Source organism: Sorangium sp. So ce394 (genome assembly GCF_051474665.1).
In the GTDB taxonomy this organism is placed as follows: domain Bacteria; phylum Myxococcota_A; class Polyangia; order Polyangiales; family Polyangiaceae; genus Sorangium; species Sorangium cellulosum_D.
On sequence record NZ_CP150339.1, the window covers coordinates 8536063 to 8552458 of the forward strand.

Here is a 16396-nt window from a genome sequence, read left to right on the forward strand (position 1 = left end):
GAACACCTCCCGCTTCCCTCGTAATCTCTCGCCGGCCAGCGCTCAATACCGCTCTCTGTCCAGGCGCCGCACCTGCTCCGCGCCGTAGCGATCGCCGGAGAACGCCGCGAGCGCCGCGAGGTCCCCCCCCTCTCCTCGCGGCTCTCGCCGGTGAGGCGGGGCAGGTGGACGGCCGCACCTCGCGGCGCTCGTCGAGGCCGCCCTCTCCCCGACGACCTTCGACGCGGCGGCGAGCGCGCGCGGCTCGGCCTCTCCGGCGCGAGCGAAGCGTCGCGTGGCACCTCCCCCCCGCGCGCTCGACCCGAGCGCGGGAGCTCCAGCCGTGCGTGCTCCCGCGCGCGCGCCGCGTGAAGCCTTCTCGTAAATATGTAGCGCGGGCCAGAAAGCCGAAGTACGTCCACGCCGTCATGGCGTGCTCCAATACGTCTTTGCCATTCGGCGCATGATCCTGACCGCTTCTGTCCTTGCGGAGCCATCCCCGATGGCTGATAACGAGAGGCTGGCCGGGGGGAGATCGGCTTTTCTCCATGGCGTTCACGCTCCCCTGCATCGACGTCTCGGACTGGACGACCTTCGAGCTCCTCCAGCTCGTCATCGACACCATCCCGGATCCTATCTTCGTCAAGGACCGTCGACACCGCTGGATCGCGTGCAACCCGGGCTTCTGCCGGCTTATCGGGCGGCGCTACGAGGACCTGATCGGCCGGAGCGATCCGGATTACTGGCCGAAGGAGCAGGCCGCGCTCTTCTGGAGCTACGACGATATCGTCTTCAACTCCGGTGAGCCGAGCGAGAACGAGGAGCACGCCACGGGCGGGGACGGGGTGACGCGCACGATCTGGACCCGCAAGTTCCCCATGAAGAACGCGCAGGGCGAGGTGGTCGGCCTCTGCGGGCTCATCACGGACATCACCGATCTGAAGCGGCGGCACATGGAGGCCGAGCGGATGGCGGCGGAGAACCGGGAGCAGCGCGCGATCATCGACGCGCAGGCGGCGCTGCTCGATCGCATGGCGATGCCGGTCATCCAGATCTGGCAGGGGATCCTGCTGATGCCGCTGGTCGGGGAGATCAACGACCGGCGCGCGGCCCAGGCGCTGGAGAGCATGCTCGTCGCCATCGGGCAGCGAGGCGCGGAGTTCGTGATCCTCGACATCACCGGCGTGCCGGTGATCGACACCGCCGTGGCGCGCCACCTGATCCGCGCCGTGCAGGCGGCGGAGCTGCTCGGCTGTCGGAGCGTGATGGTGGGCGTCGGCCCGGACATCGCCAGGACGCTGGTGAGCCTCGACATCGACTTCAGCCGGATCGCCACGCAGGGCACGCTCCAGAGCGGGCTCGCCTTCGCGATGAGCCGCCTCGGCGCGCAGCGCGCGGCGGGCGCGCCCGCCCGCTGACCCTGGACCGGAGCGGGCGCGACCGGCGCGGCGTCAGCTACCGCGCGCGGGCGTCGCTCGCGTGCATGTGGCGGGCCCCCTCCTCCATCGTCACCTCGTCGGCCCTGGCGGTCTCCCAGTGGGTGACGGCATAGTTCGGCTGGACCAGCTCGTTCACGGCGTCCATCGCCGCCAGGTGAGCGGGGCTCATGACGAACTCGTACATCGCCTCGGTCGACGACCAGACGGCCAGCGTGCGCCCGGAGCCGCAGGACGACGACTGCGCCAGCTGGATCGCCACGAGGCCCGGCTGAGACGCGAGCTGCGCCTGGATCGCCCCGAAGTACTGCACGTATTTCTCCATCACCGCGTCTCCCGGCCTCGGCATCCCGTAGGTCGCGCTGACCGTGTACGACGAGCCCTCCGGAGGAGGCTGGAGCTCTCCTGTCGCGGGATCGACGCCAGGCCCGCTCAGCGGGTCGGCCTCCAGATCCGCCTCGATCACGCCGCCCGTGCACCCGGCGGGGAGCGTGTCAGAGGGCGCGTCGGAGGGCGTCGCGCCGGTGTCGGATCCGCACCCCGCGAGGAGCGCCGCGAGGACCGCGGCGGCGAGCGCGCGCGAGGGGCGCTCGAGGGTCTCGTTCAGCATACGTGTCGTCGTGGTCATGGTCAGGGTCCTTTCTGATTCGGGCGCTGCTCGGGGCTCAGTCGGCGCGCGAGACGACCCCGAAGACGAGCTCGGGGAACGTCCGCGCGAGGCGGCTCGAGTGGAAGTTCGTCCTGCGTCCCATGCTCCGCACCTGCACCGGGGTGCCGGGCGGCGGGGCGTCGCCGACCGTGACAGCCCACGTGAGGGCCTCACCGGCGCGCACGGCGAAGTAGGTGTACGAGCCGGCCGGGAGGCGCTCCTCGACGCGGCCGACCAGGAGCGAGCGATCGGCGGCTGACCGGGAGAGCTGGCCGAGCGGGCTCGCGGCCACCGCCGCGAGGGGCCCCGCCGCCGTGGAAGGCCTGTCGTCCAGCGCCCACGCCAGCGCGAGGAAGAGCGCCGCGAAGATCATGAGACCGAGCAGCGGCTTCACGAGCCGGCGAAAGGCGGATCGCGGCGCAGAGCTCCGCGCCAGAGGGGCAGAGGAGACGGGCGTCATCGGTGACTCCTTGTGGGCGCGCCCCGGCGCCCCTCCGCGGGGCCGCCGTTGCGTTGGCCGAACGAACCTCCGTTCCCGGACGCCCGCGGAACGTTCAATCGACGCCGCGATTTCGCTCATGGCGGTCTCCCCAGGCGCCAAGGAGGCGCCGAGGGCGACGACAACGCGACGCGTCAAATTCGACGGCTGGGGCCGAGATCCCCCGGGATGTCCGCCACGATCGCGCAGGATCCAGCGATGACATCAGGGGCCATCCCCGCGGCCGCGGATTTACGACATGTCCAGGCCGGGCGACGGCGCGGGAATGCGCGGTGGTCCCCTCCAGCGCAGCCCGCCGTTCGCACGCGGATTGCAAAGCGCGTCGACGTGCGTCGACGTGCGTCGACGTGCGCCGACGTGCATCGACGCGCGTCGACGTGCGTCGTCGACCCCGGCTGGACAGGGGCCGTGATCGCAGCGAGCGCCCGCCGGGGAGCCGAGCGCCGCGGGAGGGGGAAACCACATGAAGAGCGCGGTGGTGGACGAGGAGCGCGGCGCCGGGCAGGCGCCCGCTCCGGGGGCCGGGATGGCGCGAGCGCTGAACAAGAAGCTGAACCTCGTGCTCGAGGGCGGCGGCGTGAAGGGGATCGCGCTGGTCGGCGCCCTGAAGGCGCTGGAGGCGCGGATCGCGGAGTTCAACCGGGAAAACGCGCGCGGGCTCGCGCTGTCGCTCGACGAGTCCCGGTACGCGGGGACCTCGGCCGGCGCCGTCGTCGCGGCGTTGCTCGCGGCCGGCTACACGCCCGCGGAGCTCGAGACCATCGTCGCCAGCACGGAGTTCTCGCGCTTCGCCGACCACGGCGTGCTCGCCCGGATCCCGGTCGTCGGCAGGCCGCTCAGCGTCGCCCACGGGGTGCTGTGGAAGCTCGGGATGTTCCAGGGAGACTACTTCCTCGATTTTCTGCGATCCAAGCTGCGCGACAAGGGGGTGAGGACGTTCGGCGACCTGCTCGCGGATCACAAGGAGCCCGAGGGGTCGCTCCGGCGGTACAAGCTCTACGTCACGGCGTCGGACATCACGCGCGGGCGCATGCTCTTCCTGCCCTCCGACCTGAACTGGCGGCAATATGGAGTCAGCCCGGACGACATGGATGTGGCGCTCGCCGTGCGCATGAGCATGGGCGTGCCGTTCGTGTTCCGGCCCGTGACGACGACGGGGGAGAACGGGGTCGTCAGCTACCTCGTCGACGGCGGTCTCCTCAGCAATTTCCCCCTGGAGGTCTTCGACCCCAGCATCGCGCGGAGCGAGCCGCTCCCGCTGGATCGGCCCGCGACCGTCGGCATCCGCATCCTTCGCGACCGGTACCACAGCATCCGGTTCCCCGGGAAAGCGCTGCGGGCGATCTACGCGCTCGCCTCCACGGCCGTCGAGGCGCACGATTACCGCGTCTCGCGCAACGCCGTGGACGAGCTCAAGTGGGCGAGGGCCATCGAGGTCAACACCGAGGCGGTCCCGGTCTTCAAGTGGGACATCTCGCAGCTCGAGAAGGAGATCCTCTTCAACGAGGGATACCAGGCGACATATCGAACGGTGACCGCGGAGTACCTCGAGCGGATGCTCGACGTCGACGAGATCCTCCGCGAGACGTACCGCGCGGCCATGGGCGGCGGAGGGCGCGCAGAGCAGCCGGTCGATCTGCTGCAGCACCTCCGGAGGCCCTAGGAGGCGCAGCGGCGCGGCGCGCTGCGGGGCCGGGGCGTGCACGGAGCTCGCGGCCTCGCCGCGGCGGGCGGCCTCGCCCGGGCGCGCGGCCCAACGAGGTAGCCAGCGTCCGCCCCTTCGTTCCCGATCGCGCGCGAAGCGCACGACCGGCGCGAGCGGCTCCGCGAAGCGGCCCGCCCCGGAGCCGGCGCCCGGCCTACGTGAGCACGAAGTTGTTCAGCGCGGCCACGACCACCCCCACGAGGCTCTCCCCCGCGATGAGCCCCGAGGCGACCGGCACCACGTACGCCTCGGCCTTGCCCTTGCGCGCGCCGACGATCGCCGCGATCGCGGCCCCGAGGAACATCGAGAGCGGCTGATAAAAGGGCAAGATGAGCCCGAGCCCGACGCCGGTGGCCGACGGGACGTATCTCCTGTACGCCTTGTGCCTCTCGCCCGAGAGCGCCTTGTCCGCGAGCACGAGGACGATCGCCGCGACGATGCCCCCCGCGATGCACGCCCGCGCCATCGGGTGCAGGTTGCCGACCCCGAGCTTGAAGAGCTGCGCCACCGCCCTCCACTGCTGCGCCGCCGGCGCGGGGAACGGGGCCTCACCGCCGCTCCCGCCCGTGAGCGCCGACGCGTCCGGGACGAGGAGGTGAAACCCCACCACCGTGGCGACGGTCCCGGGGACGATCCCGAGGATCTGCGCGATGAACTGGCGCCTCGGGTCGGCGCCGAGCAGGTAGCCCGACTTGAGATCCGTCATCAGGTCGGCGCTCGCCGCCGCCGCGCCCGACGTGATGCCGGCCGTCATCAGGTTCGCCGTCGCGTTCTGCGGGATGAGCACGCCGTAGACGAGCTGCATGATCTTGCCCATCGCCCCCGTCGGCGTGACGTCGCTCTCGCCGGTCGCCCGGCACGCGACGAGCGACAGCACGAACGTGAGCAGCACCGCGAGCACGCCGAAGTAGGGCGGAATCTCGAAGAAACGCCACGCGATCGCGACCACCCCGGCGCCGGCGAAGAGCCCGCCGCACCAGAACCACGCGCCCGGCACCTCGGTCCGCGCGACCCGCTCGGCGAGGCCCTCCTGCGGCCGCCCGCCCTCGCCGCGCGGAGGCGCGCTCGCCGGCCCCCTGCGCCGCAGGCCCGTGAACGCGCGCGCGATCGTGCGCCACTCCAGCGCCAGCGAGAGCAGGCCGACCGAGACGAGCATCGGCGCGCCCGCCCACAGCCCGATCTCGCGCCAGGCCGCCTGCGGGCGCGTCACGGCCGGGACGGTCGCGCCCGCGGGGTTGGTCCACATCGACTCCATGCCCCAGGGCCCGAGGAACAGCGCGAGGGCGAGCCCGCCCACGATCATCGAGGCCGTGACCCGCAGCCCGACGAGCGCCCCGGCGGCGATGAGCGCAGGCCCGAGGTCGAGCTTGATGTTCCAGTCGGAGAGCGGATACGTCCTGCCGGCGCCCGCGATCCCGGGCAGCCCGTCGAACGCCTTGACGGCGCCGGGCAGGAGCGCGGCGCGCGCGGCCTTCCCCGCGGCGTCGGCGTCGCGGGCCACGTTCAGGCTGGTGAACAGCGGGACGACGCCGCCCGCGAGCGCGGCGAAGAGCAGCCCCTTCGCCTTGCCCGCCGCGGCTTCCCCCTTGCTGTACAGGCTCTGGAGCGTGACGGCCGCGGCCGTGCCCGACGGGAAGCGCAGCCTCTCCTGGTTGATCAGGCTGCGCTTCATCGGGATCGCGAGGACGGCGCCGAGCACGGCGAGGAAGAACGTCCACGCGGCGAGCACCGGCCAGGGCAGGTGCTCGCCCCCCGGGCGCTCGGCCGAGGCCGAGAGCATGAGGAGCGCGGGGATCGCCGAGACCATCGTGCTGCCCGTCGAGAAGCCGGCCGCGGAGGCCGTCGACTGCATGCAGTTGTTCTCGAGGATGGTCATCGGCGTGCGCGCCACGCCGAGCCGCACGAAGGAGCCCCAGATCGCGAACGACAGGAGGCACGCGGTGATCGCGACGCCGATGTGCCAGCCGATCTTGAGCCCGAGGTAGAGGTTCGTGAACGCGAGGACGAAGCCGAGCGCCGCGCCCATGACGATCGCGCGCACGGTGAGCTGCGGCGTCTCGTCGCCGCGGTAGGCGCGCGCGTACCAGGCCCCCTCGTCGAGCTCGCTCACCTCCTCGGGGGACAGGTCGAGCGGCCTGTGGCGCTCCATCTCCTCGGGTGTCGCGGGGGCCTTTTGAAAGAGCGGCATGCGATGTCTCCTCGGGCCGGCGCGGGCCCCGCGAGCGCGCTCGGGTGGGCTCCTGCTGCCCGCCGCGCCGCCCCCTCGACCTGCGATACCCGTTCATGAAGATACCTGAACGCGACGAAGTCACCGGTGCGCGCCGCGCCGGCTCCATGACACGATCGCGCCGCCCCTCCGCCTTGCCAGGCCCTCGGGGGACGGTGCATCCTGCCCACAGATGCTCCCCGGCAGGCTGCTCGACGACCGCTTCGAGCTGGCGGAGGTCGCCGGCTCCGGAGGGATGGGCACGGTCTACCGGGCCCTCGATCGCGCGAGCGGCGAGGTCGTCGCGATCAAGCTGCTGCGCCGGCTCGACGCGCGCGCCGAGGCGCGCTTCCTCCGCGAGGCCGCGGCGCTGTCCCGGCTCTCGCACCCGCACATTGTGCGGTATGTCACGCACGGCGTGGCGCCGACGGGGGAGCCGTACCTCGCGATGGAGTGGCTCTCCGGCGAGAGCCTCGCGGATCGGCTGTCGCGGCAGGAGCTGCGCGTCGACGAGAGCGTCGCCCTCGCCCGGAAGGTGGCGGACGCGCTCGGCGCGGCGCACGCCCGCGGGATCGTGCACCGCGACATCAAGCCGAGCAACCTCTTCCTGGTCGACGGCGCGCTCGATGGGGTCAAGCTGCTCGATTTCGGGATCGCGCTGCTCGCGGACGCCACGTCGCGCCTGACCGGGACGTCGGCGGTGGTGGGCACCCTGGGCTACATGGCCCCGGAGCAGGCGCGCGGCGACCGGGAGGCGCTCGACGGGTGCGCCGACGTCTTCTCGCTCGGCTGCGTGCTGTTCGAGTGCCTCACCGGGCAGCGGGCGTTCCGCGGGCAGCACCTGTCGGTCGTGTGGAAGCTGCTCCTCGAGGACCCGCCGCGGGCGCGGGAGCTGCGGCCCGAGGTGCCCGAGGCCCTCGACGCGCTCGTCGCGCGGATGCTGGGCAAGGATCCGTCGGAGCGACCCGAGGACGGCGCGGCCGTGGTGCGCTGCCTCGACGCGCTCGGCGCCCTGGAGGGGAGCGGCGCCGCCTCGGCCCTGCCCCCGCCCGCGGCGATCTCCATGCGGGAGCGGCGGCTCGCCTCGGTGGTCGCGGTCCGGTCCGCGCAGCCCTCGTTCTCCGCGACGACCGAGTCCCTGGACGCGCACGCGCCGCCGCCGGGCACGCTCGCCGCGGTGCGCCGCGCGGCCATGACGCTCGGCGCTCAGGTGATCGAGCTCGGCGACGGGATCGTGGCGGCCGTCGCGGCGAGCGCGGGCTGCGCGACCGATCAGGCGGCGCTCGCCGCGCGCTGCGCGCTGCAGATCCGCGCGATGCTCCCCGGCGCGGCGGTCGCGCTGGTGACGGCGCGGGGCGAGCCCATGGGGGGGTCGCCGTTCGGCGAGGCGCTGGGTCGGGCGGCCGCGCTGCTGGACGCGGCCGCCGCGCCCGCCCGCGCGGACGGCCGGCGCGAGGGCGTCGTCGTCGACGCGGCGACGCGGGCCCTGCTCGACGCGCGCTTCGAGGTCGTGGCCGAGGGCGGGCTCGCGCGGCTCGAGGCGGAGCGCGAGATCGGCGAGGGTGCGCGCTGGCTCCTCGGCGGGCCGAGCCCCTACGTCGGGCGCGAGCGGGAGCTGCAGCAGCTGCTCGAGCTCGTCGACGACAGCTTCACCGAGCGGCGCTCCGCGGCGGCGCTGGTGACCGCGGGGGCGGGCATGGGGAAATCGCGCCTGCGCCGCGAGGCCGTCGAGGCGCTGCGCCAGCGTCACCCCGGCGTGGCGCTGAGCGTCGCCCGCGGCGACGCCCTCGGCGGGGGCGCCGCGCTCGCGCTGCTCGCCGGCGCGCTGCGGAGCGCGCTCGGGCTCGCCCCCGGCGAGGCGCCGGGCGAGCAGCGGGCCAGGCTCGCGCAGGCGCTCGGGTCGCTGCTCGCGGGCGAGGAGGGGCGACGGGCCGCCGCGTTCCTGGGCGAGCTGCTCGGCCTCGCCCCGCCGGACGAAGCGCCGGCGGCGCTGGAGGACGCGCGGCGCGACCCGGCGCGGATGGCCGAGGAGATCCAGCGCGCGTACGTCGACTACGCGCGGGCGGTGACGGGCGCGCGCCCCATGCTCGTGGTGCTCGAGGATCTCCACGGGGGAGACGCGCCTTCGGTGGGGATCTTCGACCGGGCGCTGCGGGAGCTCGGCGATCGGCCCTACGCGGTGCTCGCCTTCGCCCGGCCCGAGGTCCACGCGCTCTTCCCGCAGCTCTGGGCCGAGCGCGGCCTCTCGGAGCTCCGGCTGCGCGAGCTGCCCGTCCGGGCGGCCGAGCAGCTGGTGCGGAGCGCGCTGGGCGCGTCGCTCGCGCCCGAGGAGGCCGCCGCGCTCGTGCAGCGGGCCGCGGGCAACGCGTTCTGCCTCGAGGAGCTCGTCCGGGCCGCGGCGGAGGGGCGCCGCGCGCCGCCGGAGGCCGCGCTGGGGCTCGTGGAGGCGCGCATCGCCGCGCTCGGGCCCGAGGCGCGGCGGCTCCTGCGGGCGGCGAGCGTCTTCGGGGAGGTCTGCTGGGCCGGGGGCGTGCGCGCGCTGCTCGGCGCGCCGGCGCAGGGGCCGAGCGAGCGCGCGGCGTGGGCCGAGCTGCTCGAGCGCGAGATCCTCGAGCGCCGGCCGGGCTCGCGGCTCCCGGGCGAGGAGGAGCTCGCCTTCCGCAATGCGCTCCTGCGGGAGGCGGCGTACGCGATGCTCACCGATCGCGACCGGGAGCTCGGCCACAAGCTCGCCGGCGCGTGGCTGGTCGAGGCCGGCGAGCAGGATCCGGAGGTCCTCGCCGAGCACCTCGCGCGGAGCCGCGAGACCGGGCCGAGGAGCCCGGATCGGTCGTTGGGGTGGAGCGACGGCCGTGGTAGGGGCGTCGCATGAGCGAAGGGTGGGACTGGGCCGAGCCGATCCGACGGAAGCACTTCGGCGAGCCGCTCGCCGGCCGCTACCCGATCGAGCGGATCGACGGCAGCGAGGCGTACTGGGCGCTGCACGAGGCCGAGATGCGCCGCCATTTCCCGCCCGAGTTCTACTTCAACCTCGCGGCGCTGTCCGGGGAGGAGGGGGAGCGCGCCCGCGCCCGCCTGGCCTCGTCGGAGGGGGGCCGCCGCCTCGCGGACTTCTGGGTGGCGCGCGACGGCGAGCGGGTCGCGGCGATGTTCGCGGGCCACCAGAAGGACGCCGAGACGTACCGCATGTGGCACTCGCTCGTTCACCCCGATTACCGCCGGCGCGGCCTCTATGGGGAGATCGTCCAGCGGATCCTCGCCTACACGCGCGAGCTCGGCTTCGACTACGTGGTCAGCGAGCACGCGCCGAGCAACAACGCGGTGCTCATCGCCAAGCTGAAGGCGGGGTTCCGCATCGTCGCCATGGAGATCGACGCCGCCATCGGCCCCGGGCTGAACCTCAGGTACTTCCACAACGAGGCGCACCTCAGGGCGTACGAGTTCCGCTGCGGCCTGGCCCGGCTCGACGAGCGCCTCGTCGGCGCCGGGTACGGCGCGATGCCGCTCCTCCAGGAGCAGCTCCAGCGCAGGCCGGCCGCCGAGGCGCAAGCCCCCGAGGCGCCCCCGCCGTCCGGCCGGCCGGCGGGGTGACGCGGGGCCGCGCCCCGGGCCGGCGCGAGCGCCGGGCGCGCCGGCCTCCCCCCCCCCGCGCGGGGCGCCCGCCGGCCTGGCAGGGCGGCGCCGCGGCGGCTCACTCGGGCGGCGCGTCGCCCCGGGCGCGGGCGATGGTGTGGATGAGCTCGCGCGCGTCGAACGGCTTGCGCAGGCACGTGTACCCGCCCTGGCTCATGATCGCGCCGACCATCTCCGGGACCGAGTGGCCGGTCATGGCGATCACCGTGACGCGCTTCTTCAGCCCCCGCATCTGCGCGCACGTCGCGACGCCGTCCTGATCGGGCATCACGATATCGAGCACGCAGACGTCGACGCGCCGCTCGAGGACGTGCTGGACCGCGGTCCGCCCGTCGTGGACGGCGTGGGCCGACAGCCCGGCCGCCCGGAGCACCGCGACGATCGAGTCGGCGACCTTCGGGATGTCGTCCACCACGAGGACGGCCGGCGCGTCGACCGCGCGAGCGACGACGCGCGCCAGGTGATCCATCGAGAACGGCTTGTAGATCACGGTGTAGACGCCCTCCGTGATCGCCTCCTCGATGAGCTGCTCGAGCGCGAACGCGGTCATCAGCACGACGGTGAGCTCGGGCTGGATCCGCTTGAGCTCCCGGAACGTCTCGACGCCGTTGAGCCCGGGCATGCGGACGTCGCTGAGGACGAGCGTGAACGCCTGCCGCTCCGCGAGCTCGAGCGCGTGGGCGCCGTCCCTCGCCTCCACCACCTCGTACCCCTCGAGCTCGAGGTTGGCGGCGAGCGTCATGCGCATGCCCTCCTCGTCGTCGACCACGAGCACGCGTTTGACCTGCTGCATGGACCCCTGCATGGCTCGACCCCCCTGTCATGTGCCCTGCGCCCCGGAGGGCGCGGCGGTGGGCTCCGCGGCCGTCGCGGCCTCGCGCGCCGGCACCCGGACGACGAAGGTCGCGCCGCCGCCGGGCTCGCTCTTCGCCTCGAGCGTGCCGCCGTGCCGGCGGGCGATCCCGGCGCTGATCGCCAGGCCGAGGCCGGTCCCCTTCAGCTTGGTGCTGAAGAGCGGCTCGAAGATGTGCGCGAGCGTGTCCGCGGGGATGCCCGTCCCGTTGTCCGCGACCGAGAGCGTCAGCCCGTCGCTCCCCCACGCCGCGGCGACCCGCACGCGCCCCTCGCGCCCGGCCGGGATCGCCTCGGCCGCGTTCTGGATCAGGTTCACGAGCACCTGCCGGAACTGGTCCCGGTCGAGCTCCACCACGGGGAACGCCGCGGGCACGTCGTTCTCGACGCGCACGTGCGGCGGGACCTCCACGACCGAGATGGCGTCGTCGACGAGCGGGCCGAGCGCGCACGCCGAGAGCAGCGGCCGCCGCTCGCGCGCGAAGTCGAGCAGATTGCTGATGATCCGGCCGCACGCCGCGAGCTCCTTGTCGATGATCGAGAGGAACTGCGCGATGCGGGGCTCTCTGCCGAGCTCCGTCGCCGAGAGGCGCTTGCCGAGGTAATGGCTCGCGTTCCGGACGGCGCCGAGCGGGTTCCGGAGGTCGTGCCCGACGCTCGCCGCGAGCTGCCCGACCGCCGCGAGCTTTTCCATGCGCAGCCTGGCCTCCTGGGCGGCCTGGAGGCTCTGCGCCATGTGGTTGAACGCGGCGCTCAGGCGCCCGAACTCGTGCTCATCGAGCTCGGGGAGGCGCAGATCGAGGTCGCCGTGAGCGATCCGCCGGGAGCCTTCGACCAGCGCGCTGAAGCCGCGGTCCATCGCGCGGAGGAGCCTCCCGAGCAGCGCGACGAGGATGACCAGCGCTCCGCCGATCGCCGCCGCCCCGAGCGCCGCCACCCGCGCGCGGAGGCGGTGCTCGTCGGCGAGGACCCTGGCGATGTCCCGCTCCGCGTCGTGGACCGCCGCGTTGATGTGCGGGAGGAACCGCTCCTTGTACTCGTGATCGGAGAGCCGCACGAACATCGCGTGCCGCTCGCCCGCGCTGCCGTCCGCGACGCGGGCGATCCCCGCCGTGCTCGCGACGATGTGCTCGAGGCTCTCTCGCATGAAGCGGATGTGGCCGAGCTCCTCCGTCGATTCCTCGTCGCTCTCCCTGACCTCCTCGTCGGCGATCATCCGCCGCTTGAGCGCCTCGATGGCGCCGAGGTCGCGCGCCGCGTCCTCGGCCGCGTCCGCGAGCTCCGCGGTGACGCCGCCGAGGAGCGCGACCTTCGCCGCCTCGTTCATGTACCGGCTCGCGTCGCTCGCGAGGGTGACGTGCAGCGTCAGATCCTCGTACGACGCCTCGGCCCGCCGCTGGAAGATCAGCATCTCCGCGATGGTGAAGTAGAACGCTCCCCCGGCGACGAGGACCGCTGCCAGCGCGACGCCGAAGATGGAGGCCAGTCTGGCTCGAATGCTCATGGGGAGCGGCTCCTGCTTCCGTGCTCCAGGGGTTCATCGCCGCCGCGGGCGAGCTCGATCTCGGTCGTGACGAGGAGCAGGAGCCCGACGTCGGGCGTCTCCCCGGCGAGCCCGAGCTCGAGCGCGGCGCCGAGCTCCAGGCCGGGCGCCGGGCGCCAGAGCACGCCGGACGCGACGGCGAGCGACGCGGCCTCGTCGAGCTCGGCGGCGAGCTCCACGGTCGGCGCCACGGGGCCGACCGGCAGGACCACGGCCAGCGCGACGCCAGGGCTGAGCTCCGCGGCGCCGCGCCGCGTGGCCGGCAGCCGGACCTCCGCCGAGGCGGAGAGGCCCACGTGGACGCCGGCCATCGCCTTGTCGACGCTCACGAACGGCTCCAGCGCGTAGCCTGGCGGGCCGAGCTCGCGCGCGCCGGCGGGGAGCGCGGCCTCCAGCCCCGCCGACAGCGCGAGCCCGAGCGCCCCGCTGTCGACCAGGTTGACCATCGCCCCCGCCTGGACGGCGCCGAGCCCGGCCGTCGCCCCCCGGTCGTGGCGCACGAGCTCGAGGGGGAGCTCGGCCCCGACCTGGAGGCGATCGGTGATGCCGAGCTCCAGCAGCAGCGGGACGCCGATGCGGACCCGGCGCCCGTCGCGCTCCCACGCCGGCGCGCTCGTGACCTGCAGCTCGAGCGCCTCCTGCGGGAACGGCGTCTCGCCGAGGAACAGCTCCTCGACCGGGGGCTGCGCCGGCTCCCCCGCGGCCTCGGACCGCTCCCGCTCCGGCGGCGCGGCCGCCGTCGACGCGGCCAGGAGCAGGCCCAGCGCGATGCCGGGGCGCGCGCGCCGCGGCGCGATCGCCGCCGCCGGCTTCCGGGCGGCCGGCGGGCGCCTCGCGCGCGCTCGGGGCGGTCGGCCCGCGCTCACGGCGCCGGCTCCGGCCCGGCGCCGCCGGGCTCCGGCGGGGCGGCGAGCGGCAGCTCGATGACCGCCGACGTGCCGCGCGACCGCGGCTCGAGGGCGAGCGTGCCGCCATAGCGCCGGGCGACCCGCCTCGCGATGTTCAGCCCGAGGCCGAAGTGACCCGGCTTCGTCGTGGTGAACGGGCGCAGGCTCGCCTCGCCGTCCATCTCGCCGGTGGAGCCCCCGGCGTCCGTGACCTCGATCAGGTACCGCGCGCCGCTCGCGGCGCCCTGCACCGTGACCACGCCGTCCCCTGGGGTCGACGCCACGGCGTTCTCGATGAGGCACCTCACCGCGACGGCGAGCTCGATCGGGTCCGCCTCGACGTCGCCGTCGTCGGCCGAGAGCTCGATGCGGGCCCCGGAGGCGCCGACGCGCGCGCACGCCGCCGCGCGCCGCACGCAATCGGCCGCGCTCACGCGCGCGCTCCGGCGGGTGAAGACCCGCGCGGCGTCGACCGACTCGTCGAGCCGCGCGCTCGCCGCGATCACCTCTTCGTCGATGATCCCGAAGAACTCCGCGATCCTCGGATCCGCCGAGTAGGCCGCGTCTCCCGCGACCTTGCGTTTGATGTAGAACGACGCATTGCGGACGATGGCGAAGCGGTTGCGCAGGTCGTGGCGCAGCACGGACAGGATCTCGTCCGCGACCGCGGCCTGCTCTGCTGCGCCCAGGGGATCCCAGCTGATCATACGGCTCCTCGTCCTCCGCCCGCGTCGACGCCGCGCGCGGCCTCATCGGCAAGAGCGCCCCGGGACGCCGGTCCTCGCCGGGTCGGCCCTCGTGAGCTCCGGCCCCTGCTGCGGCCCCCGCGCCGTGGACCCGGCCGCCGCGCGCGCGCCGAACCTCGAGGTGGGCGGCGCCGGCGCGGAGTCCGGCGGCGAGCCGGCGTCGGCAGGCTCGCAGGAGACCATCTCGCCCCCGGCGGCCGCCCCCGTCGGGCCCGACGATCCGAGGGAGTCGGCCATCGAGTGGACCGACCGCTTCATCTCGGCGAGGCGCGAGAGCTGCAGCACGATCCCGATGAGGCGGTCAGGGTCGAACGGCTTCAGGATGACATAGTTGTGGCTGCCGCTCATGGAGCGGATGTACTCGTCGGCCCCGGTGACGAGGAGACAGCTCGTGTACACGGACATGCCCGACACCCGCCGGAGCAGCTCGTCTCCCTTCATTCCAGGCATCAAGAAGTCGGAGCAGACGAGGTGGAACCGCCTCGCCTCGAGCAGCTTCAGCGCGTGCTCTGCCGACGAGCAGGTCACGACATCGACGTCCGTCGACAGGACGGCGGCGATGCTGCGAAGCGCCCTCTCCTCGTCGTCGACGACGAGCACTCGATACCTTCGTCGTGAGACGAGATGGACGTCGCTCTCGTCCTCCCCCTGCGAGAGTGTGCGATGAGCTCTTAGAGACATGGGCACAACTACCGTCTCCTCTGGCTATCGCGCGGCGAAGCCTCGTACCGCTGCGTCGCGGGCGTACGAGAGCGCGCTTGGGTGATTTCTGCTGTCCCGTGCGACGCCCCCCCCTTGGCCAGCGTCGGCTCTTCGTAAAGCTACGTGACAATTTCCGCGTCAGTCAACGGCATAATACGGCTGTCTACGGCTCACGGCGGAAGAGTGGATTTCCGTTCGGAGTGCCAGCGACTTGGCCTGTTTCCGTCCGTATACCGCCGTGCGTCGGGAACGAACCGCTGCGCTCGTGACGTCGGTTCATGTCTCTTCACCTCGTCTCCCCTGTCGAGGGGCGGCCGCGGAGCGCCGGAGCTCGCGCGGGCTCGATTCCGACGCTGTTTCAAAAATGCGGCGACGAGGCCCCGGAGCGCGCCTCGGTGGGCAGCTCCGAGAAAAAAAAACGCCCATCGGTGATTGATTGGAAGGCGTCCCGGACACAGGGATGCAGGAGGAAGGCATGCTCATGCACCTGGACTTACGATCTGCCGCTCGTCGGCGGGCGGCCGGCGCGTCGGGGGTCGCGCTGCTCGCCCTGGCCTGTTGCACGGATGCGGAGGGCGCGGCCGGCGACCCCGGCGCAGGGACGGGCGGAGGCCCGCCGCCGGGAGCGAGCAGCGCGAGCGCGGGGGCCGGGAGCACGGCGGCTTCGTCGGGCGCCGGGAGCACGGCGGCTTCGTCGGGCGCTGCTGGCGGCGGCGGCGCGGCGGGCTCGGGCGGCGCGCCCGGAGGCGGCGGCGCCGGGTCAGGCGGGATGGATCCGCCGCCGGACATCACGATCTGGATCGCGGGCGACTCCACGGTCGCCAACGGGCAAACCCCCTGCCCGGCGGGCTGGGGCGGCCAGATCGCGGCGCTCTTCGACGAGCGGGTCACCGTGGTGAACAGCGCGGTCGGCGGCCGCAGCGTGCGCACGTGGCTCTACCACGTGCAGAGCACCATGGATGCCACCGGGGAGTGCGCGCTCGAGCGCGACGCGAGCGGCGAGCCCGTACTTCAGGACAGGTGGGTTCAGATGCTCGACGGCATGAAGGCGGGCGACACCCTGTTCATCCAGTTCGGCATCAACGACGGATCGCGCACGTGCGATCGGCACGTGGGGCTCGACGCCTTCAAGACCAGCTACGGGATGATGGCCCGCGCCGCGCAGGAGCGGGGCGCGCATCCCGTGTTCGTGACGCCCGTGAGCGCGATCGCCTGTAGTGGCAGCACGGCCCGGGGGACGCGCGGGGAGTACGTGACCGCGACCCACGAGGCGGGCGAAGAGCACGGCGTGCCGGTGATCGATCTCCACGAGCGCAGCGTCGCGCTCTACAACGAGCTCGGCTTCTGCCCGGTCCCCGGCGGAGACGTGAGCGCGACGACCGGAGGGCCGGTCGGCGAGTTCTTCTGCGATGATCACACGCACTTCTCGCGCTCCGGCGCGGCGCGGATCGCCCGGGTGGTCGCCGACGCCATCCGCGATCAGGGGCTCGGCCTGGCCGCGTACCTCCGGTGACGCGGCGCCGGCGCGCCGGGGCGCCCCCGCGCCGCGCCGCGCGGGC

Annotated in this window: 13 protein-coding genes; 5 read left to right on the forward strand and 8 right to left on the reverse strand. The window is 73.7% G+C overall.

Annotation, left to right across the window (positions count from 1 at the left end; translation table 11 throughout):
* The first annotated feature begins 527 nt into the window (after positions 1 to 527).
* Positions 528 to 1397, forward strand: a complete 870-nt coding sequence (locus tag WMF33_RS31360; RefSeq protein ID WP_437332059.1) for a PAS domain-containing protein — start codon at positions 528 to 530, stop codon at positions 1395 to 1397.
* A 37-nt stretch (positions 1398 to 1434) separates the two neighbouring features.
* On the opposite strand, the gene WMF33_RS31365 is transcribed toward WMF33_RS31360, so the two are convergent.
* Together WMF33_RS31365 and WMF33_RS31370 are read right to left on the reverse strand one after the other, a co-directional pair.
* On the reverse strand, positions 1435 to 2043 hold the full coding sequence (locus WMF33_RS31365; protein ID WP_437332060.1) for an antibiotic biosynthesis monooxygenase family protein: 609 nt from the start codon (positions 2041 to 2043) through the stop codon (positions 1435 to 1437).
* Between the two features lie 37 nt (positions 2044 to 2080).
* Positions 2081 to 2524, reverse strand: coding sequence for a hypothetical protein (locus WMF33_RS31370; protein WP_061628371.1), 444 nt, complete (start codon positions 2522 to 2524; stop codon positions 2081 to 2083).
* A gap of 502 nt (positions 2525 to 3026) precedes the next feature.
* Here WMF33_RS31370 and WMF33_RS31375 point away from each other — a divergent pair.
* Entirely contained in the window at positions 3027 to 4226 is a 1200-nt protein-coding gene (locus WMF33_RS31375; RefSeq protein WP_437332061.1) for a patatin-like phospholipase family protein, read from the forward strand.
* 196 nt (positions 4227 to 4422) lie between these two features.
* On the opposite strand, the gene WMF33_RS31380 is transcribed toward WMF33_RS31375, so the two are convergent.
* The gene (locus WMF33_RS31380; RefSeq protein WP_437332062.1) at positions 4423 to 6456 is read right to left on the reverse strand and encodes an OPT family oligopeptide transporter; all 2034 of its coding nucleotides are present in this window, start codon (positions 6454 to 6456) and stop codon (positions 4423 to 4425) included.
* 211 nt (positions 6457 to 6667) lie between these two features.
* Here WMF33_RS31380 and WMF33_RS31385 point away from each other — a divergent pair, with 211 nt between their 5' ends.
* Both WMF33_RS31385 and WMF33_RS31390 read left to right on the forward strand, forming a co-directional pair.
* The gene (locus WMF33_RS31385; RefSeq protein ID WP_437332063.1) at positions 6668 to 9346 is read left to right on the forward strand and encodes a serine/threonine-protein kinase; all 2679 of its coding nucleotides are present in this window, start codon (positions 6668 to 6670) and stop codon (positions 9344 to 9346) included.
* Positions 9343 to 10065 (forward strand): GNAT family N-acetyltransferase, encoded by a 723-nt coding sequence (locus tag WMF33_RS31390; RefSeq protein ID WP_437332064.1) that lies wholly within the window; start codon positions 9343 to 9345, stop codon positions 10063 to 10065. The genes WMF33_RS31385 and WMF33_RS31390 overlap by 4 nt, the downstream gene beginning before the upstream one ends.
* A gap of 100 nt (positions 10066 to 10165) precedes the next feature.
* Here the strand turns inward: WMF33_RS31390 and WMF33_RS31395 are convergent, their stop codons facing one another.
* From WMF33_RS31395 to WMF33_RS31415, 5 genes are read right to left on the reverse strand one after another with little or no spacing between them, the layout of a single operon-like run.
* Complete coding sequence (locus WMF33_RS31395; RefSeq protein ID WP_437332065.1) at positions 10166 to 10900, reverse strand: response regulator; 735 nt, start codon at positions 10898 to 10900, stop codon at positions 10166 to 10168.
* Positions 10901 to 10927: 27 nt separating this feature from the next.
* Positions 10928 to 12463: a sensor histidine kinase gene (locus WMF33_RS31400; protein WP_437332066.1), complete on the reverse strand. Its 1536-nt coding sequence runs from the start codon at positions 12461 to 12463 to the stop codon at positions 10928 to 10930.
* Positions 12460 to 13368, reverse strand: coding sequence for a hypothetical protein (locus tag WMF33_RS31405; RefSeq protein ID WP_437332067.1), 909 nt, complete (start codon positions 13366 to 13368; stop codon positions 12460 to 12462). Before WMF33_RS31405 ends, WMF33_RS31400 begins: the two co-directional genes overlap by 4 nt.
* On the reverse strand, positions 13365 to 14096 hold the full coding sequence (locus WMF33_RS31410) for a sensor histidine kinase (protein ID WP_437332068.1): 732 nt from the start codon (positions 14094 to 14096) through the stop codon (positions 13365 to 13367). Before WMF33_RS31410 ends, WMF33_RS31405 begins: the two co-directional genes overlap by 4 nt.
* A 42-nt stretch (positions 14097 to 14138) precedes the next feature.
* Positions 14139 to 14735 (reverse strand): response regulator, encoded by a 597-nt coding sequence (locus WMF33_RS31415; protein ID WP_437332069.1) that lies wholly within the window; start codon positions 14733 to 14735, stop codon positions 14139 to 14141.
* A gap of 583 nt (positions 14736 to 15318) precedes the next feature.
* Here WMF33_RS31415 and WMF33_RS31420 point away from each other — a divergent pair.
* On the forward strand, positions 15319 to 16350 hold the full coding sequence (locus tag WMF33_RS31420) for a GDSL-type esterase/lipase family protein (protein WP_437332070.1): 1032 nt from the start codon (positions 15319 to 15321) through the stop codon (positions 16348 to 16350).
* Positions 16351 to 16396 lie beyond the last annotated feature (46 nt).